This is a genomic window from Sphingobium sp. Z007, from assembly GCF_900013425.1.
Lineage (GTDB): Bacteria > Pseudomonadota > Alphaproteobacteria > Sphingomonadales > Sphingomonadaceae > Sphingobium.
The window spans coordinates 682,112-700,110 of the sequence record NZ_FBXK01000005.1; the positions used below are offsets into that span (position 1 = coordinate 682,112).

Genomic DNA, 17,999 nt, shown 5'->3' on the forward strand with positions numbered 1-17,999 from the left:
ATAGCGCGACGGGTCTTTCTTTCCCATGCGCAGCGCGAGCTGACAGCGTGCGCCATCCCACCGGAATAGCATTGCCCCCCGGCGGCCCGCCCGCTAAGGGGCTTTGCTTTCCGGGCGGCTCGATAGCCGCGCGTTGAGGGGAAGCAACATGAGCGGGGCAGTCACGGTCGGCATCATCATGGGATCGCGGTCCGATTGGGACACGATGCGCCATGCCGCCGAAACGCTCGACGCGCTGGGCGTGCCCCATGAATGCAAGGTGGTGTCCGCGCACCGCACCCCCCAGCGCCTCTATGATTACGCCACTGGCGCGGTTGGCCGGGGGTTGAAGGTCATCATCGCCGGGGCTGGCGGGGCGGCGCATCTGCCCGGCATGACCGCATCGATGACCCGCCTGCCGGTGTTGGGCGTGCCAGTCGAATCCAAGGCGCTGAAAGGCATGGATTCGCTGCTGTCCATCGTCCAGATGCCGGGCGGCATCCCCGTCGCCACGCTGGCGATCGGCAAGCCCGGCGCGATCAACGCCGGGCTGTTGGCGGCATCGATCCTGGCGACGACCGACGATGCGCTGGCTGAAAGGCTGGACGCCTGGCGCGCGCGCCAGACCGAGGCCGTCGTCGAAACCGTCGAGGATTGAGCCGACCCCATGACGACTATCGCGCCCGGCTCGACTATCGGCATCCTTGGCGGCGGCCAGCTTGGCCGGATGATCGCTACCGCCGCTGCGCAATTGGGCTATCGCACGCATATCTATGCGCCCGAAGAGAGCGGCCCGGCGGCCGACGTGTCCCCCAACTGGACGCGCGGCGCCTATGAAGACCCGCAAGCGCTGGGCGATTTTGCCGACAGCGTCGATGTCGTCACTTATGAGTTTGAGAATATCGATCCCGCCGCGGTCGAGGTGCTGTCCACCCATGGGCTGGTGCGGCCCGGCGCCCAGGCTTTGCGCGTGGCGCAGGACCGGCTGGCGGAAAAGCGCTTCGTCTGCGACTTGGGCGGGCTGACGGCACCGTTCGCGCCGGTTGAGAGCCTGGACGATCTGGAAAGCGCGATCGAGCAGGTGGGTAGCCGTGCGATCCTGAAAACCAATCGCATGGGCTATGACGGGAAGGGACAGGCCCGCCTGGCCGAGCCGGGCGATGCGGTGGGGGCGTGGAACGCGATCGGCCGGCAAAGCGCGATATTGGAAGGGTTCGTTACCTTCGACCAGGAATTTTCGGTGATCCTGGTGCGCGGGCATGACGGCGCGGTGCGTTTCTGGGATTCGGCCGCGAATGTGCATGTCGATGGCATATTGGCGACGTCGACCGTGCCAGCGGGCGCGGTGATCGCGGGGCAGATGGCGCAGGCGCGGGATATGGCGCAGAAAATCGCCGATGCGCTCGACTATGTCGGCGTGCTGACCTGCGAGTTTTTCGCCAGCGCCGACGGGCCGGTTTTCAACGAGATGGCGCCGCGCGTTCATAATAGCGGCCATTGGACGATCGAGGGCGCCGTGACGAGCCAGTTCGAGAACCATGTCCGCGCGATTTGCGGGCTGCCACTGGGCGATACTGCGCTGGCGGCGCAGGGCGTGGCGATGCGCAACCTGATCGGCGATGACGCTGGCGATTGGCTGGCGATCCTTTCCGATCCGGCCAATCATCTGCACCTCTATGGCAAGCATGAGGCGCGGCGCGGTCGCAAGATGGGGCATGTGACGCGGTTGACGCTGTGAGCGCCGCGCCGCGCTTTTTCCGGTCCGTCATCCCCGCGCAAGCGGGGATCCATCACCGACGCTATCCCCATCCGCGACCTTGGGAGATGGGTTCCCGCCTGCGCGGGAATGACGAGGGTTGGGGCGGATGAATCGCGCATCCATCACCCTTGTCCTTGCCCGCGCCGATAATGGCGTGATCGGCCGCGATGGCGACCTGCCTTGGCGCTTGCCCGCCGACCTCAAACATTTCAAGGCGGTGACGCTGGGTCATCCGATGGTGATGGGGCGCAAGACGTTCGACAGCCTGCCTGGCCTGCTCCCCGGCCGTCGCCATATCGTGCTGACGCGCGATCGGGCGTGGCGCGGGGCGGGGGCGGAGGTCGCGTATGATATCGATGGGGCGATCGCCCTGGCGGATGCGCCGGTGGTGATGGTGATCGGGGGGGCGGAAATCTATCGGCTGTTTCTCCCGCTGGCCGGTCGGATCGAATTGACGCAAGTGCATCTGGACGCGGAGGGTGACGCCAGTATCGCCTATCCTGATCCGGCGGACTGGCAGGAGACGGCGCGGGCGGATCATGAGGCGGCGGACGGGCGACCGGCCTATAGTTTCGTGACGTTGGTGCGGCGTTGAATTGTCTTCGTCATTGCGAGCGTAGCGAAGCAAACCACGGAGCGCCAATGGATGGCTTCGCCACGCTCGCAATGACGATCGGATAGCAAGCATCCTGATTGCCACGCCCCTTCCGCCCCCCTATAGGCCGCGCCATGGAGCGGCTTTCTAGCGGCGCCCCGGTTCCTGCGCATCTGCGCGGCAGCATCATGGCGCTCGGTAATTTCGATGGGTTTCATGGCGGCCACCAGGCGGTGGTCGGCCGCGCCATAGCGCGCGCCCGCGCCGAAGGGCGTCCGGCGATCGTCGCGACCTTCGACCCGCATCCCATGCGATTGTTCCGGCCCGATACGCCTTGGTTCCGCCTCACCACGCTGGACCAGCGCGCCGCGCTGTTCGCAAAAGCCGGGGCGGATGCGATGCTGGTCTTCGCCTTCACGCCGGAAATGGCGGCGCTGGATGCGGCCGCCTATGTGCGGCTGCTGGTTAAGGATATGGGCGTTGCCGCCGTGGTCACGGGCGAGGATTTCACCTTCGGCAAAGGGCGCAGCGGCACGATCGCCAGTTTCGGCGACCTGGGCCTTGCCGCCGAAGCGGTTGCGCCAGTCGCGGATGGGGCGGGCGTTATCTCCTCCAGCCGCATCCGAGACGCGCTCAGGGCCGGAGATTGCGGCACCGCTACCCGTCTGCTGACCCGGCCCTTCGCCATCCAGGGCATGGTGCAGCATGGCGACAAGCTGGGCCGCACCATCGGTTTTCCGACCGCCAATATCGACATGGGGCCGTATCTACGCCCTGCCTATGGCATTTACGCGGTGCGGGGCATTTTGCCGGACGGGCGCGTGTTGGATGGCGCGGCAAACCTGGGCATCCGGCCGAGTTTCGATCCGCCCAAGGAATTGCTGGAGCCGCATTTCTTCGATTTCGCCGAAAGCCTGTACGACAGGCAAATCGAGGTGCAGTTGATCGCCTATCTGCATGCCGAGCGGAAATATGATGGGCTGGACGCGCTGATGGCCGGGATCGCGCAGGACTGCGACGATGCGCGGCAAATCCTTGCGGGAACGCCCCGGCTCGCTTAAGGCCGCGCTCACCTCAGCCGTTCGTGCTGAGTAGGGACTGAGCTTGTCGAAGGCCCGTATCGAAGCATATATCCTTCGATACGCCATTTCGACTTCGCTCAATGGCTACTCAGGACCAACGGGGTAATTTTGTTGCCGGACCCCATATGACCGACCAGCCCGACTATAAGTCCACCGTCTTCCTGCCCGTCACCGACTTTCCGATGAAGGCCGGCCTTGCCCAGAAGGAACCGGCGATCGCCGCCAAGTGGGAGGCGATGGACCTCTATGGCAAGCTGCGCGAGCGGCGGGCGGGGCGTGAGCGCTTCATCCTGCATGACGGCCCGCCCTACGCCAATGGCGACATCCATATGGGCCATGCGATGAACAAGGTCTTGAAGGACATCATTGTCCGATCGCAATCCTTGCTGGGCAAGGACGCGCCCTATGTGCCAGGCTGGGACTGCCACGGCCTGCCGATCGAATGGAAGATCGAAGAGGAATATCGCAAGAAGAAGCTAAACAAGGACGAGGTGCCCGCCCAGGAGTTCCGCGCCCAGTGCCGCGCCTATGCCGACAAATGGGTCGGCGTGCAGAAGGAACAGTTCAAGCGTCTGGGCGTGATGGGCGATTGGGCCGATCCGTACCTCACCATGAAGTTCGACGCGGAAGCGACGATCGTCGGCGAGCTGCTAAAATTCGCAGAGAGCGGGCAGTTGTACCGCGGGGCGAAGCCTGTGATGTGGTCGCCGGTCGAAAAGACCGCACTGGCCGAGGCCGAAGTCGAATATGAGGATGTGACGTCGACCCAGATCGACGTGGCGTTCGAGATCGTGGAAGCGCCTAACGCGCCGGAGTTGGTCGGTGCGCATGCGGTGATCTGGACGACGACGCCCTGGACAATCCCGGTAAACCAGGCGATCGCCTTTGGGGAGGGGATTGAGTATGCTCTTTGCTCGGCAACGGCGCTTGTCACAATCAGTGATGACGATTGGAGCGGTGTAAAAAATCATCCGGCCACGGAGCAGTTCGCTGGAAAGTTATTTCTAGTCGCAACTGATCTCATGGAGGCAGTTGAACGGCGCCTTTCTGCCGTTTGGGCCACGCAAGGCGCAAACATCACTCTTAATTGCAAAGCGACTTTTAAAGGCACCGATCTCGCTGGCGCTGTCGCCCGTCACCCGATGCACGCTTTCGGCGGCTTCTTCGCCAAGCCACGCCCCTTACTCCCCGCCGACCATGTCACGACCGACGCGGGTACGGGCCTTGTCCATATGGCGCCCGACCATGGCGAGGAGGATTTCATCGCCTGCAAGAAGCTGGGCATCGACCCGGTGTTTGCGGTGAATGATGCCGGCTTCTATCGTGACGATTGGGAATGGCTGCCGGGGCAGGGTAGCGTCATCAACACCAAGTTTAATGGCGCGGACGGCCCGATCTGCACCGACCTGCGCGCAGCGGGCGCGTTGCTGTCGGCCAGCGACTTCCGCCACAGCTATCCCCATAGCTGGCGGTCGAAGGCGCGGATCATCTATCGCTGCACGCCGCAATGGTTCATCCCGATGGATAAGTCGCAGGAAGGCGCGTTTGCCGATGTGGACGGCGGCGTCATGCCGACCCCGGTCGTCAGCAACGGCGCGACCCTGCGCGAGATCGCTGTCGATGCGATTGCCCAGACCCGCTGGGTGCCGGAGCGCTCCACCAACCGTATCCGCTCCATGGTCGAAGGCCGCCCCGACTGGGTCATCAGTCGCCAGCGCGCCTGGGGCGTGCCGATCGCGCTCTATGTCCATCGCAAGAGCGGGCAATATCTGGTCGATGCTGCGGTCAATGCCCGCATCATCGACGCGTTCAAGGGCGCGGGCGCGGATGCCTGGTTCGGGGCGGATCATCAGGCGCTGCTTGGCCCGGATTACGACCTTGCCGACTATGAGGTCGTGAACGACATTCTGGACGTCTGGTTCGACAGCGGTTCGACCCACAGCTTCGTGGTCGAAGGCCGCTATGGCGAGGGCACCCGCGCTGACCTCTATATCGAGGGATCGGACCAGCATCGCGGCTGGTTCCAGTCCTCGCTGCTGGAAAGCTGCGGCACGCGGGGGCAGGCGCCGTACAAGGCGGTGCTGACCCACGGTTTCGCGCTGGACGGCACGGGCAAGAAAATGTCCAAGAGCCTTGGCAATGTGGTCGATCCGCTCAAGATCATGGGCGAAAGCGGCGCGGACATTTTGCGCGTCTGGGTCGCCAGCACCGATTATTTCGATGACGTGCGGATCGGCAAGGAAGTGCTGGCCGGGTCGTCCGACGCCTACCGCAAGTTGCGCAATACGTTCCGCTATATGCTCGGCGCGCTGGCCGATTATGATGAAGAAACGGAAGCGGTGTCCTATGCCGACATGCCGGAGTTGGAGCGCTATATGCTCCATCGGCTGGCGGCGCTGGACGCGGAACTGCGTGGCGTTGTGGACAAGAGCAAGGGTAGCGAGACGTGGCTGGAGTTCAGCCGCTATACCCGCGCGCTGTTCGATTTCGCCAATAGCGACCTGTCGGCCTTCTTCTTCGATATCCGCAAGGATTGCCTCTATTGCGATGCGAAGAGCGACCCCAAGCGCCGTGCCTATCGCACGCTGCTGGATACGCTGTTCCACGCGCTGGTCCGCTATGCCGCGCCGATCATCCCCTTCACCGCGGAAGAAGTGTGGCAGAGCCGCTTCCCCAGCGAAGAAGAGAGCGTCCATTTCCTGGAATGGCCGGAGATCGACACGCACTGGTTGAACAGCGATCTGGACAGCAAATGGACCGAATTGCGCAACCAGCGCGAGCAGGTGAACGAGGCGATCGAGCCGTTGCGGCGCGAGAAGATCGTGCGATCCAGCCTGGACGCCGACGTCACCATGGGCGAACTGTTGCCGGTGGGCGACGTTGATTTCGCCGAAGTGGCGATCGTCGCCCGCGTGACCATGGGTGAGGGCGACGGCATCGTCGTCACGCCCAGCGCATGGCACAAATGCGGTCGTTGCTGGCGCAAGCTGCCGGAAGTGAGCGAGGACGGCACGCTGTGCGACCGTTGTGATGCGGTGTTGAAGGCATGAGCGCCATCAATCACCGCCCGCTCGGCCTGACCGTCGCGATCGTGACGCTCGCGCTCGACCAGCTTATCAAATATACGGTCACCTATCCACTGGCGCTGAAAAGCCGGCTGGAGGGGATCGACATCCTGCCCTTTTTCCGCCTGCGCTGGCTGGAAAATCGTGGCGTTTCGATGGGCTTTTTCCATGCCGACACCGACACGGCGCGTTGGGGGCTGGTGGGGATGACCGTCCTTATCTCCGCCTTCGTTGGCGTGTGGATGTGGCGGGAAAAGGCGCGGCAGGATGTCGCGGCGCTGGGGCTGGTGCTGGGCGGTGCGATCGGTAATATCGTCGACCGCGTGCGGCTGGGCTATGTCATTGATTATGCGGACCTGCATATCGGCGAATGGCGGCCCTTCCTGATTTTCAACCTGGCCGACGCCGCCATCACCATCGGCGTGTTGATCCTGCTTGCGCGGGCGTTGCTGCTGCGCGACAAGGGCGCAAAGACGGAGACTTTGAAGTAATGCGTAAACTGATCCTCGCTGCCGGCCTTGTGTCCATCCTGTCCGCCTGTGGCGGCGGCGGTGGCCTGATGAACCGCGAGCGCCCCGACGAATTCGCCGTCTCGCGCCAGGCGCCACTGGTGATCCCGCCCGACTTCGCGCTGGTGCCGCCCGCGCCTGGCACGCCGGCCGCGGCTTCGGTCGATTCGAGCAAGGCGGCGATGGACGCGATGTTCGGCGGCCCCGCCGCCCGCAGCGCGGGTGAAGGCGCCACGCTGAACGCCGCCGGTCGCGCCAATGCCGCATCGGGCATCCGGTCGTCTGTCGGCGATCCGGGCACTGAGGTTGTGGACAAGGGCGCCACCACTCGCGACATCATCGCCGCACCCGAAGGCGACGGCCAGGAAGCGCGCGCCGCGACGCCGCAGCCTTAATTAATCGGACGGCGCGGCTTGCTTGGCCGCGCCGGTCGGCTGATAGCTGATCTGCGCCTTGCCCGTCGCGCGGACGGGCAGGTGCAGTCCCTGGCCATAAGCATGGATCTGGCCGATATCGAACCGGTCCGCATGGGCATGGATGACAAAGTCGCCTTCGCGTTTTTCCGCAATGGCGCGCGCGATCTTGCCCTTTAGCTTGGCTATATCCTTGGCGAAATTCTGACCGAGCGCGCTGGCGATCAGGTTGGAGAAGCCAGGGCTTTGCCCGATCGCCAATAGCGTGTCACCGCTAACGCCGTCCGTGTCGCCGGTGATGACGGGATCGACGAAGCCCACGCGTGGCGAGTTGGCGGCATTGACCGGCCGCGCCGCCAGCCAGATGCGGCCATGGATATCCTCTTTGGAATCGGCGGGCCGGGCGGCGATATCGACGCCCACCGCGACCCGCCCCCCCGTGGCACCATAGCAGGTCACGTTGGAAAAGCGCGCGGTCACCGGGCCGACACCGGGCAGGTCGAAAGGCCGTGCGGCGCGTTTCGTCAGGGCGCGCTGGATGACGGGTTGAAGCTGGCGATAGTCGGCCGTCACCGGCAAATAGAAGGACAAGCGGTTACGCGCCGGCGCGTTGTCGAGTGGCGGCAAGGCCGCCGGCTGGGGCGCTGGCGGGCGGTCTCCGACGAAGGTTTCCGTTATCGCCTCCATGCCCAGGTCCAGCCGGATCGAGCGGCCGCGCATCGTGTAGCCGTTGTAGAAAATCTTCTGCGGGCTGACGCGCATCCACACCGGCGGGTTTTCCTTGTTCAAGGCCAGCGTGGCGAAGGCCTGCCGCCATAGCTTTTCCGCTTCGGCGCGCAGGTTCATCCGGCTGAGTTCGCGCGGCAAATCCCGCTCCAGCCGGGCGACGATGGGACGCAGTTTTGCATCGGCTTCGTCGGTAAAGCGGATACGCTGACCCAGGAAATCGATGCCGGGCGGCGTAGTCCAGTCATAATGGAGCCGCACCGTCCCCTTAGGTGTCCAGTCGCGGGCCAAGTCGATGGTGATGCGCGCCTGCACCATGGCCGATCCGGTGGCGGTTTCGCCTTTCAGCACGCCGCCCACATCGCGCGCGCTGATGCTGGCATGGATGGGCAGGTCGGCGATGATCTCCCGCCCCTCGCCGCGCAGGCTGACCGGACCGCGGTTGACGGTGCCGACGATGGTGCAGCCGATCGGCGGCGTCACCTTTAGCTCGCCGCCGAATATCTTGACCTTTTGCGGCGCGACACAGCGCGGTTCGCGCCGGTTGATGGTCCATAGGGTGCGCGGCACGGCTTGTTCGATCGCCTCGCGCAGCGCATCGGCATCCGCATCGACGGGCACTGCGATGAGAGACTTCTCACGGGGTGCCGGGACAGGATCGGTGGCGCGGGGCGGCGCGATGTCGGCGGGCTTTTGCTGACATGCGGCGCATAGGATTAACGCGAAAAGGACAGACAAGTGGTTACGACGCGCCTGCCATCCAGCCTGATCATCCACCGCCAACCCTTGCCTCCGCCCCTAATGGTAGTGCCGTTCAGCGTTGTGACGGCACGGTTCAACCATTACGTTTGCGGAGTGAGTTTGGTTCCTGTTCTCACTCAGGCCCGCGCCTCTGTGCCTACGCTGTTGTGGCGCAGGGCGGTCAGGACCGTATCCACGATCGCGTCGGCGTCCAGACGGGCGTCGGCATATTGTTTTTCCGGCTTGTCCTGGTCCTGGAAGATATCGGGCAGGCGCAGCGTGCGTAGTTTCAGGCCATTGTCGATCAGCCCCAGGTCGCTCGCCAGCGTTAGGACATGCGCGCCCAGGCCACCGATCGCGCCTTCCTCGATCGTCACGGCGACTTCGTGGGTGGTCAGCAGCTTGCGGATCAGCGCTTCGTCCAGCGGCTTGGCGAAGCGCAGGTCGGCGACGGTGGTGGAGAGACCCTTGGCCTCCAGCGCTTCGGCGGCCTTGAGCGCTTCTTCCAGGCGGGTGCCGAGCGAGAGGATGGCAACCTGACGCCCTTCGCGCACGATGCGGCCCTTGCCGATTGCCAGCCGTTCGGGGATTTCGGGCATGGCGACGCCGGTGCCGTTGCCGCGCGGATAGCGCAGCGCGATCGGGCCGCTGTCATGCATCGCGCAGGTGTGGACCATGTGGACCAGTTCGGCTTCGTCTGCGGCGGCCATCACCACCATGTTGGGCAGGGTGGCGAGATAGGTGACGTCGAAACTGCCCGCATGGGTCGATCCGTCGGCGCCGACCAGGCCGGCGCGGTCGATGGCGAAGCGCACGGGCAAATTCTGGATCGCGACGTCATGCACGACCTGATCATAGGCGCGTTGCAGGAAGGTCGAATAGATGGCGCAGAAGGGACGCATCCCTTCGGCCGCGAGGCCCGCGGCGAAAGTGACGGCATGTTGTTCGGCGATGCCGACGTCAAAGGTGCGGGCGGGGAAGGCGAGTTCGAATTTGTCGAGGCCAGTGCCGGACGGCATCGCTGCGGTGATGGCGCATATCTTGGGATCGCGCTGCGCTTCGGCGATCAGCGCCTGGGCGAAGACATTGGTGTAGCTGGGCGGTCCCGGTGGGGCCTTGGCCTGCGCGCCGGTGATGATGTCGAATTTCTGGACGCCATGATATTTGTCCGCCGCCGCCTCGGCCGGGCCATAGCCCTTGCCCTTCTGCGTGACGACATGGACGAGGCAAGGGCCTTCGGCTGCATCGCGGACATTTTCCAGCACCGGGATCAGCTGTTCGAGATTATGGCCGTCGACCGGACCGACATAGTAAAAGCCCAGTTCCTCGAACAGGGTGCCGCCCATCGCCATGCCGCGAGCGAATTCGTCCGTCTTGCGCGCGGCGTTGTGGAGCGGGCGGGGAAGCTTGCGCGCCAGCTTCTTGGCCAGATCGCGCAGGCCCAGAAATTCGCGGCTGGTGACCAGCCGGGCGAGATAGGCGGAGAGGCCGCCGACTGGGGGCGCGATCGACATGTCATTGTCGTTGAGGATCACCACCAGGCGGTTGCCTGCCGCGCGCGCGTTGTTCATCGCTTCATAGGCCATGCCCGCCGACATCGCGCCGTCGCCGATCACGGCGATGCCCTTGCCAGGGCGATCCTGCATCTTGTTGGCGACGGCGAAGCCCAAAGCGGCACTGATCGATGTGGAGCTGTGCGCCGCGCCGAAGGGGTCGAATTCGCTTTCGGCGCGCTTGGTGAAGCCGGACAGGCCGCCGCCCATGCGCAGCGTGCGGATGCGGTCGCGCCGGCCGGTCAATATCTTGTGGGGATAGCATTGATGGCCGACATCCCACACCAGCTTGTCCTGGGGGGTATCGAACACATAATGGATCGCGGTCGTGAGTTCGACCACGCCCAGGCCCGACCCCAGATGACCGCCGGTCACGCCGACGGCGGAAATCACTTCCTGGCGCAGTTCGTCGGCCAGCTGGCGCAGCTGGTCGGGCTTAAGCACGCGCAGGTCCGACGGCCAGACGACCTGGTCGAGGAGCGGGGTTTCCGGGCGGTCATTCATCAAAGACATAGACTCGTGTAGCGGCTAGGCCGTGCCTTGGGCAAGCACAACGGCGCTCTTTACGTGGCGCATTTCGCACAGGTGCCCAATATCTCGATCACCGGCCGTTCGGCATGAAAGCCTTCGTGGGCGGCCACGGCGCGCACGTCGCCAGTCACCTTGTCGTCATCCACATGGGTGGCCTGCTTGCAGTTGCGGCAGACCAGGAAGATGCAGTCATGGTGGCAGCCGGGATGGGCGTTGGCGATATAGGCGTTGGCGCTTTCCACCCGCATCGCGATGTTGTTCGTCACGAACAGGTCTAGGATGCGATAGACGCTGTTGGGGGCGACGCGCTTGCCGCGCGTCTTGGACACGGTATCGGCGATGTCATAGGCCGATGCCGGCCGTTCCTCAGCCGCGAGGGCATCGAAAATGGCGGCGCGCATCGGCGTCCATTGTTCTTCCTGCGCCTCCAGCGTCAGGCGCGCGGCGTCGGCGAGCTTCGTGCCGGTCGGTTCGTGATGGTGGTGATGGTCGGCCATGCCGGTCAATCTAGGCTTGCACGGCACCGGGGGCAAGGGCGGTGCATCAACGCTGGCCAAAGGACCGTGCGGCCCAGAGCCAGCCCACGATCATCAGAACACCGCCGATCGGCGTGATAGCGCCCAGCCATTTGGGTCCACCCAGCGCCATCGTGTAGAGGGTGAGGGCGAAGATCGCCGCGCCGATGAGCATCAGCGCCGCCGCACCGCGGGCTACGCCGGTGATGGCGATCGCGGCGACCGCGTGCATCAGCTGATAGACACCGCCGGTGCGCAGCCATTCCGCGGCCTTGGGATCGGTGACGCCATGCGCGCCGAACGCGCCGGCCCCGATCGCCAGCGCCGCCGACAGGCAGGCCAGTATCGCGATCATGCCTTTTCTCCATCCCCTCTGCTGAGGAGTCGCATGGACTTGCCGGGGCGATACATCAAGTCCTTGGCCGCGAGCAGCGTGCCATGTTCGGTCTGGAGCGCCATGCGTTCGGCATCGTTTTGGCGATATTGGCGTTCGACTTCCGCGACCTCCTCCTCCGGCACGCCGAGCGACTGCATCGCCTGCACGCCCATGCAGATCGCCGATTCATAGACTTCGCGGACGATGCCGGCGAGGTCCATATCCTGCAGTTCCAGCACTTGCCGCCGGTCGAAGGCGCGGACCATCAGGGCGGCCTGGGGGAAGGCCTGCGCGATCGGTTGGAGTGCGCGCGAATCGAGCGAGGGGTCATCGATGCAGAAGGCGATGAGGCGCGCTTCGTCCGCGCCGGCGCGGTGCAGCAGGTCCATGCGGGTGCCGTCGCCATAATAGACCTTCATGTCGAAGCGGCTCGACACCTCGATCTGCGCAGGCTTTTTGTCGATCAGGGTCACACCGAAGCCGTGGCCCATCAGCATCTGCGCCACGGTTTGACCGAAGCGGCCATAGCCAACGATGATGGCGGAGCCGCGCGGCGCATCCTCCGGGCCGGGCAGGTCATGATCCTTGGGCTTGGCAAATTCGAAGCGGCGGGCGAACAGCATCAGGAAGGGCGTCGTCGCCATGGAGAAGGTGACGATGGCGGCGAACAGGCTGGCGGCTTGCGGCGCGATCAGCAGGGCGTTCTGCGCCTGGGTGAAGAGGACGAAGCCAAATTCGCCGCCCTGGCTGAGCAGCAGGCCCGCGCCAAGCGCCGGGCGCCATTCCATGCCGAACAGGCGCGCCAGGCCGGCGATGATCGCCGCCTTGGTCGCGACCAGGATGGCGGCCATGGAAAGGACGAACAGCGGGTTGGCAGCGACGGCGCGCAGGTCCAGCACCATGCCGACGGCCAGGAAGAAGAGGCCGAGCAGGATCGAGCGGAAGGGCTCGACGTCAGATTCGATTTCATGCCGGTAGGGCGAATCGGCGAGCATGACGCCCGCGACGAAAGCGCCCAGCGCGGTCGAGAGGTGCAGGCTGTGCATCAGCGCGGCGGCGGCGAGCACGGTGAAGAGGCCGACGACGACGAACATCTCGCGCTCGCCCATGCGGCCGACCAGCCCCAGCAGCGGACGCAGGATGAAGCGGCCGGCGAGGACCAGACCGGCGATGGCGGCAAGCGTGTAGCCCGCCATCATCCAGCCTGGCGGGCCGCCGGCATCGGCGGGGTTGCGGGAGAGGGCGGCGACGATGGTGATAAGCGGGACGATCGAGAGATCCTGGAACAGCAGGATCGAGAAGACCTTCTCACCAAAGGGCGAGTTGATACGGCCGCTGGACTTGAGGCCCGGCAGCACCTGCGCGGTGGAGGACAAAGCGAGCGGCAGGCCGAGCGCGATCGCCGCGCCCCAGCTAAAGCCGGTCGAATAGAAGATGATGGCAGTGAGGATGCAGCCGCACAGCACCACTTGCGCCAAGCCGAGCGCGAAAATGTCGCGTTTCAGGCGCCAGAGGCGGGCGGGGTGGAGTTCGAGGCCGACGAGGAACAGCAGCAGGACGATGCCGATTTCGGCGATGGCAAGCTTCGATTCGCCGCCGCCGACGAGGCCCAGCCCCTGCGGACCGACCAGCGCGCCCGCGACGAGATAGCCAAGTACCGCACCGAGGCCGAAGCGGCGGAAGAGCATGACAAAGAGCACGGCGGCACCGAGCAGGATGACGCCTTCGGACAGGAGAATGTCGGTGGCGCTGACGGGCACCGGGGGAACGGACGATGCGGATACGGACATCAGGCGTCGGCTTGTCTGGCGGCTTCGGCGATCGCTTCGAAGCCGAGGCGGATCGAGGCGTGGCGGGCCGGATAGCCGCGCGCCGGGGCGAGGACGGCGAGGCCGGGCCAAAAGTCGAGATCGTCACTCTCGCCCGCCAGATAGGCCGCCAGTTTGTCGCGGGCGTCGGCCAGTTCGTCGGCGGTGAGACCGATGGCATGGCCCGCCATCAGGGCGGCGGATGCCTGGCCCAATGCGCAGGCCTTTACGTCCAGACCCATGTCGGCGAGGCGGCCGTCGGCCATCCGCACGTCGGCGGTGATGCGCGATCCGCAGGTGGGGGAGCGTTTTTCGACGCTGGCTTGCGCGTCCGGCAGCCGCTGGTGGTGCGGGATGCCGGCGGCGAGCCGCAATATGTCCTTGTTATACAGGGGGGCGTTGGAAGGGGCGTTCATGCCGACCCATGTAGGACAGGAGCGGCGCGGGGTGAAGGCGGGGAATGGCGGGAGGCGAAATAAGCTCAACCCGCTCTCAATCCGATCATGTCACGCCGTTCGCCCTGCGCTTGTCGAAGGGCTTTACTTCAAAAGAAGGACGGGGCTTCGACAGGCTCAGCCCGAACGGATATGATGGTGGGGCCATACTCTGGCACCGAAATAGACTGGTTTCATTGCATCCGGCAGCCTATCGCCCAGAGCCATGAAGATATTGGTCGATGCCGATGCCTGCCCCGTGAAGGAGGAGATCTACAAGGTCGCCTGGCGGCATGAAGTCCCCGTGACGATCGTGAGCAACAGTCCGATCCGTATTCCCGCCCATCCGCTGCTCGACCGGGTGGTGGTGAGCGACGGATTTGATGCGGCGGACGACTGGATCGCCGAGCGGGCCGATGCCGGTTCGGTGTGCATCACCGCGGACATCTTGTTGGCCGATCGTTGCTTGAAGGCGGGGGCGACGGTCATCTCGCCCAACGGGAAGCCCTTCACGCACAGTTCGATCGGCGCGGCGATCGCGACGCGGGCGATCATGGCGGATTTGCGGGCAGGCGGCGATCAGATTGGCGGGCCGCCGCCCTTCGGCAAGAATGACCGGTCGCGCTTTCTCCAGACGCTGGACGAGGCGATCGTTCGCTTAAAGCGAGGGCGGTGATGGCGGACTATGACGCGATCGTGCTGGGCGCGGGCGCGGCGGGGATGATGTGCGCGGCGACGGCGGGGCAGCGGGGCAAGCGGGTGCTGCTGATCGACCATGCCGATGCGGTGGGCAAGAAGATCCTGATTTCCGGCGGCGGGCGGTGCAATTTCACCAATATCCATATCGCCGCCGACCGCTACCTGTCGGCCAATCCGCATTTCGCCAAGTCGGCGCTGGGGCGATATACGGCGTCCGACTTTATCCGGCTTGTCGATCGCTACGGCATCGCCTGGCATGAGAAGACGCTGGGCCAGTTATTCTGTGACCGATCGGCCAAGCAGATCGTCGCGATGCTGGAGGAGGAATGTGCCAAGGGCGGCGTGACGCTGGCATTGGGGCAGCCGATCGCGGATGTCGACCATGGCGATGGCCTGTATCGGGTGACGATCGGTGGGACGGTGTATCGCGCGCCTGCTCTGGTGCTGGCGACCGGCGGGCCGTCGATCCCGAAGATGGGCGCGACCGGCTTCGCCTATGATGTGGCGCGGCATTTTGGCCTCAGCATCGTGCAGCCGCGCCCGGCATTGGTGCCCTTCACCCTGGGGCCGGAAGAGGCGCTGTTCCAGTCGCTGGCGGGGGTGTCGGCCGATGTCGAAGTGCGCTGGAACAAGACGCGCTTCCGCGAGGCGGCGCTGTTCACGCATCGCGGGCTGTCTGGGCCGGCGATGTTGCAGATATCCTCCTATTGGCAGCATCGCACGCCGATCCAGGTGGATTTCCTGCCGGACAAGGCGGCGGACTGGCTGCTGGCGGAAAAGCGCGACCGGCCGCGGGTGATGCTGCGCAAGGTGGTTGCGCAAGCGCTGACCGAACGGCTGGCCGATACGCTGCTGGAGCGGATCGGGGTGCAGGGGGAGATGGGCAATCTGTCCGACAAGGCGCTGCGGCAGGTGGGCGCGCGCTTAAGCGACTGGCCGTTCGCGCCGTCGGGGACTGAGGGCTATGCCAAGGCGGAGGTGACGGTGGGCGGCATCGCGACGGCCGGTCTGTCTTCGCGGACGATGGAGGCGGCCAAGGTGCCGGGGCTGTATGCGATCGGCGAGGCGGTGGATGTCACTGGATGGCTGGGGGGGTATAATTTCCAATGGGCCTGGGCCAGTGGATGGGCGGCCGGGCAGGCTTTGTAGGTTGTCGTAACTTGACACCCGTATCGAAGCATCATGCGCAGTGCCGCATCCTTCGATACGCCATTTCGACTTCGCTCAATGGCTACTCAGGACGAACGGATCTGGTTTGATATAAGTTGTTTTACCGCCCCGTCATCGCCCGTGCGTTCGCCAGGAACGTCCGGCCGATGCGAATTTCGCCGCCGTCGGCCAGCGCCGCGAACCAGACGCCGCTGCCGTCGTGGCGCAGCCGGGCGATATGGTCGCGGCGGACGATATGGCTGCGGTGCAGGCGAACGAACTGCTGGGGGTCGAGTCGTTCCTCCAGGCTGCTGATGGTCTGGTGCAGCAGATAGCTGTGGCCGCCGACATGCAGGCGCATATAGTCGCGTTCCGCCTCGATCCGGTCGATCTGGTCGGTGGCGATGCGGATCAGTTCGGAGCGGTGCGGCACCCAGAATTCCTCGGCCCATTCGGGCTGCGCGGTGCTGGAGATGGCGGGCGCGGCGTCGGGGGACTGGTGGCGCAGCGCGACTTCCACCCGGTCGACCGCGCGGGTCAGGCGATCATGGGCGACGGGTTTGAGCAGATAGTCGACTGCGGCGAGATCGAACGCTTCCACCGCGAACCCTTCGAAGGCGGTCACGAAGATCACCGCGGGGCGGATGCCCATGCGGCCGACCGCGCGGGCGACGCCGATGCCGTCGAGCAGCGGCATGGCGATGTCGAGCATGACGAGGTCGGGTTTCAGCCCTTCGATCAGGCGCAGCGCCGCTTCGCCGTCGGTGGCGGTGCCGACCAGGGCGATGCGCGGTTCGCGGGCGCAGAGCATCTGGAGGCGTTCGACGGCGAGCGGTTCGTCATCGACGATCATGGTGCGGATGGACATGGGCGTCAGCAACCCCGGCGGATGATGGGCAAGGTAAGGAGAACGGAAAAGCCCTTCCCCTCGCGCGGACCATAGACGATCTGGCCCTGATCCCCAAAGCGCGCCGTTAGCCGATCACGCACATTGGCAAGGCCGATGCCGCTGCCGCTGTCCGACCGGCCCGGCGGATTGTCGCCATCGTCGGTGACGGCGATGTGCAGCAGGTCGCCATCCTCCCGCGCTGTGATGCGGATCTCGACTGGGCTGGAGGTGCGCGAGACGCCATATTTGATCGCGTTTTCAACCAGCGGCTGGAGGATGAGGCCAGGGACGCAGGCGTTCATCAGCGCGGGCGGAATGTCCACCACCGTCTTCAAGCGATCGGGGAAGCGGACCGATTCGATATCCAGATAGAGTTTCTGGAGATGGACTTCTTCCTCCAGCGGCACTTCCTCCAGCGGGTCGCCGGTCAGGCTGGTGCGGTAGAAGTTGGAAAGCGACATGATCATCTGTTCCGCTTCGTCCGGGCGGTTGCGCATGACCAGGGTGGAGAGGGAGTTCAATGTATTGAACAGGAAATGCGGGTTCACCTGATAGCGCAGGGATCGCAGTTCGGCCTGCTGGGCGGCGCGTTCCAGCCGGGCGGCGCGGCGTTCGGTGCGATGCGCTTCGCTGGCGTAGGAGAGGGCCAGATAAAGGCCGGCCCAGGCGGCTAGGAAGAAGTAGCGGCTGATCGCGTCCTCCACGATCTGGATCAGCGCGAACGCCTCTTCACTGGCATATTTGCCACGGTCGCCGTCGGCAAAGATGTTCACCGGATCATAGACGTTGAACATGTAGAAATTGGCCGACGCCATGGCGAGCGCGAAGGGGGCGGCGAGGGAGAAGGCGGCGACGACACGGACGCTCAAAGGCTTGGCGTCGAAGCGGCGCAGCACCAGATAGAGTATCCAGGTGACGACGATGCCGATGACGGTGACGACAGCGCGGCGGACGCTCAGTTCGCCCTGCGATTCAAAGCCCATCACGGCGGCGCGCAGGGTCACGAGTATGGCGTAGAAGAACCAGAAACCCAGAATGGAATAGAGCGCGATCGACGGCGCTACGCCGCGATCGCCGTCTTCGGGAAGATCAGTCATGCCATCTGTCCTACGCCGTGGCGTGGGAAAAGTCTGTAGGCCGCGTCGTTGCTGGTCGAACGGGCGGCGATGTTGGTCG

General features: G+C 64.9%; 17 protein-coding genes. 9 read left to right on the forward strand and 8 right to left on the reverse strand.

All coding sequences use genetic code 11. The annotated features are described in order from the left end of the window. Positions 1–148: 148 nt before the first annotated feature. The 7 genes from purE (at position 149) to CEQ44_RS11270 (ending at position 7,384) form a co-directional block, all read left to right on the forward strand. Complete coding sequence (gene purE, locus CEQ44_RS11240; protein ID WP_088181823.1) at positions 149–637, forward strand: 5-(carboxyamino)imidazole ribonucleotide mutase; 489 nt, start codon at positions 149–151, stop codon at positions 635–637. Positions 638–646: 9 nt separating this feature from the next. Further along, positions 647–1,717 (forward strand): 5-(carboxyamino)imidazole ribonucleotide synthase, encoded by a 1,071-nt coding sequence (locus CEQ44_RS11245; RefSeq protein ID WP_088181824.1) that lies wholly within the window; start codon positions 647–649, stop codon positions 1,715–1,717. 127 nt (positions 1,718–1,844) lie between these two features. Beyond that, entirely contained in the window at positions 1,845–2,333 is a 489-nt protein-coding gene (locus CEQ44_RS11250) for a dihydrofolate reductase (RefSeq protein ID WP_088181825.1), read from the forward strand. A gap of 134 nt (positions 2,334–2,467) precedes the next feature. Further along, positions 2,468–3,394, forward strand: coding sequence for a riboflavin biosynthesis protein RibF (gene ribF / locus CEQ44_RS11255; RefSeq protein ID WP_088181826.1), 927 nt, complete (start codon positions 2,468–2,470; stop codon positions 3,392–3,394). A gap of 146 nt (positions 3,395–3,540) precedes the next feature. Then, positions 3,541–6,465: an isoleucine--tRNA ligase gene (gene ileS / locus CEQ44_RS11260; RefSeq protein ID WP_088181827.1), complete on the forward strand. Its 2,925-nt coding sequence runs from the start codon at positions 3,541–3,543 to the stop codon at positions 6,463–6,465. After that, the gene (gene lspA / locus CEQ44_RS11265) at positions 6,462–6,971 is read left to right on the forward strand and encodes a signal peptidase II (protein ID WP_088181828.1); all 510 of its coding nucleotides are present in this window, start codon (positions 6,462–6,464) and stop codon (positions 6,969–6,971) included. The genes ileS and lspA overlap by 4 nt, the downstream gene beginning before the upstream one ends. Then, complete coding sequence (locus tag CEQ44_RS11270; RefSeq protein ID WP_088181829.1) at positions 6,971–7,384, forward strand: DUF3035 domain-containing protein; 414 nt, start codon at positions 6,971–6,973, stop codon at positions 7,382–7,384. Before lspA ends, CEQ44_RS11270 begins: the two co-directional genes overlap by 1 nt. On the opposite strand, the gene CEQ44_RS11275 is transcribed toward CEQ44_RS11270, so the two are convergent. From CEQ44_RS11275 to CEQ44_RS11300, 6 genes are all read right to left on the reverse strand, one after another. Further along, positions 7,385–8,866 (reverse strand): DUF4403 family protein, encoded by a 1,482-nt coding sequence (locus CEQ44_RS11275; RefSeq protein ID WP_254913816.1) that lies wholly within the window; start codon positions 8,864–8,866, stop codon positions 7,385–7,387. 140 nt (positions 8,867–9,006) lie between these two features. Further along, positions 9,007–10,935 (reverse strand): 1-deoxy-D-xylulose-5-phosphate synthase, encoded by a 1,929-nt coding sequence (dxs, locus tag CEQ44_RS11280; RefSeq protein ID WP_176400172.1) that lies wholly within the window; start codon positions 10,933–10,935, stop codon positions 9,007–9,009. A 50-nt stretch (positions 10,936–10,985) separates the two neighbouring features. Further along, complete coding sequence (locus CEQ44_RS11285; protein WP_088181831.1) at positions 10,986–11,450, reverse strand: Fur family transcriptional regulator; 465 nt, start codon at positions 11,448–11,450, stop codon at positions 10,986–10,988. A 46-nt stretch (positions 11,451–11,496) separates the two neighbouring features. Beyond that, positions 11,497–11,823, reverse strand: a complete 327-nt coding sequence (locus CEQ44_RS11290; protein WP_088181832.1) for a DUF423 domain-containing protein — start codon at positions 11,821–11,823, stop codon at positions 11,497–11,499. Continuing rightward, complete coding sequence (locus CEQ44_RS11295) at positions 11,820–13,634, reverse strand: cation:proton antiporter (protein ID WP_088181833.1); 1,815 nt, start codon at positions 13,632–13,634, stop codon at positions 11,820–11,822. Before CEQ44_RS11295 ends, CEQ44_RS11290 begins: the two co-directional genes overlap by 4 nt. After that, the gene (locus CEQ44_RS11300; RefSeq protein WP_088181834.1) at positions 13,634–14,068 is read right to left on the reverse strand and encodes an iron-sulfur cluster assembly scaffold protein; all 435 of its coding nucleotides are present in this window, start codon (positions 14,066–14,068) and stop codon (positions 13,634–13,636) included. The genes CEQ44_RS11295 and CEQ44_RS11300 overlap by 1 nt, the downstream gene beginning before the upstream one ends. Positions 14,069–14,312: 244 nt before the next feature. On the opposite strand from CEQ44_RS11300, the gene CEQ44_RS11305 reads away from it, so the two are divergent. After that, positions 14,313–14,762, forward strand: coding sequence for a YaiI/YqxD family protein (locus CEQ44_RS11305; RefSeq protein WP_088181835.1), 450 nt, complete (start codon positions 14,313–14,315; stop codon positions 14,760–14,762). After that, positions 14,762–15,934: an NAD(P)/FAD-dependent oxidoreductase gene (locus tag CEQ44_RS11310; RefSeq protein WP_088181836.1), complete on the forward strand. Its 1,173-nt coding sequence runs from the start codon at positions 14,762–14,764 to the stop codon at positions 15,932–15,934. The genes CEQ44_RS11305 and CEQ44_RS11310 overlap by 1 nt, the downstream gene beginning before the upstream one ends. 121 nt (positions 15,935–16,055) lie before the next feature. Here the strand turns inward: CEQ44_RS11310 and CEQ44_RS11315 are convergent, their stop codons facing one another. Both CEQ44_RS11315 and CEQ44_RS11320 read right to left on the reverse strand, forming a co-directional pair. Then, a complete protein-coding gene (locus tag CEQ44_RS11315) occupies positions 16,056–16,802 on the reverse strand; it encodes a LytTR family DNA-binding domain-containing protein (RefSeq protein WP_088181873.1) in 747 nt (248 codons plus the stop codon). Between the two features lie 5 nt (positions 16,803–16,807). After that, a complete protein-coding gene (locus CEQ44_RS11320; protein ID WP_088181837.1) occupies positions 16,808–17,920 on the reverse strand; it encodes a sensor histidine kinase in 1,113 nt (370 codons plus the stop codon). Between the last annotated feature and the right edge of the window lie 79 nt (positions 17,921–17,999).

What these genes read in the sequence shown, in the direction of transcription:
- CEQ44_RS11285 (WP_088181831.1), bottom strand. Translation starts at nt 11,450, where the DNA reads ATGGCCGACCATCACCACCATCACGAACCGACCGGCACGAAGCTCGCC.
- CEQ44_RS11245 (WP_088181824.1), top strand. Translation starts at nt 647, where the DNA reads ATGACGACTATCGCGCCCGGCTCGACTATCGGCATCCTTGGCGGCGGC.
- dxs (WP_176400172.1), bottom strand. Translation starts at nt 10,935, where the DNA reads ATGTCTTTGATGAATGACCGCCCGGAAACCCCGCTCCTCGACCAGGTC.
- CEQ44_RS11305 (WP_088181835.1), top strand. Translation starts at nt 14,313, where the DNA reads ATGAAGATATTGGTCGATGCCGATGCCTGCCCCGTGAAGGAGGAGATC.
- CEQ44_RS11270 (WP_088181829.1), top strand. Translation starts at nt 6,971, where the DNA reads ATGCGTAAACTGATCCTCGCTGCCGGCCTTGTGTCCATCCTGTCCGCC.
- CEQ44_RS11315 (WP_088181873.1), bottom strand. Translation starts at nt 16,802, where the DNA reads ATGTCCATCCGCACCATGATCGTCGATGACGAACCGCTCGCCGTCGAA.
- CEQ44_RS11250 (WP_088181825.1), top strand. Translation starts at nt 1,845, where the DNA reads ATGAATCGCGCATCCATCACCCTTGTCCTTGCCCGCGCCGATAATGGC.
- ileS (WP_088181827.1), top strand. Translation starts at nt 3,541, where the DNA reads ATGACCGACCAGCCCGACTATAAGTCCACCGTCTTCCTGCCCGTCACC.
- CEQ44_RS11310 (WP_088181836.1), top strand. Translation starts at nt 14,762, where the DNA reads ATGGCGGACTATGACGCGATCGTGCTGGGCGCGGGCGCGGCGGGGATG.
- CEQ44_RS11295 (WP_088181833.1), bottom strand. Translation starts at nt 13,634, where the DNA reads ATGTCCGTATCCGCATCGTCCGTTCCCCCGGTGCCCGTCAGCGCCACC.
- CEQ44_RS11320 (WP_088181837.1), bottom strand. Translation starts at nt 17,920, where the DNA reads ATGACTGATCTTCCCGAAGACGGCGATCGCGGCGTAGCGCCGTCGATC.
- ribF (WP_088181826.1), top strand. Translation starts at nt 2,468, where the DNA reads ATGGAGCGGCTTTCTAGCGGCGCCCCGGTTCCTGCGCATCTGCGCGGC.
- lspA (WP_088181828.1), top strand. Translation starts at nt 6,462, where the DNA reads ATGAGCGCCATCAATCACCGCCCGCTCGGCCTGACCGTCGCGATCGTG.
- purE (WP_088181823.1), top strand. Translation starts at nt 149, where the DNA reads ATGAGCGGGGCAGTCACGGTCGGCATCATCATGGGATCGCGGTCCGAT.
- CEQ44_RS11290 (WP_088181832.1), bottom strand. Translation starts at nt 11,823, where the DNA reads ATGATCGCGATACTGGCCTGCCTGTCGGCGGCGCTGGCGATCGGGGCC.
- CEQ44_RS11300 (WP_088181834.1), bottom strand. Translation starts at nt 14,068, where the DNA reads ATGAACGCCCCTTCCAACGCCCCCCTGTATAACAAGGACATATTGCGG.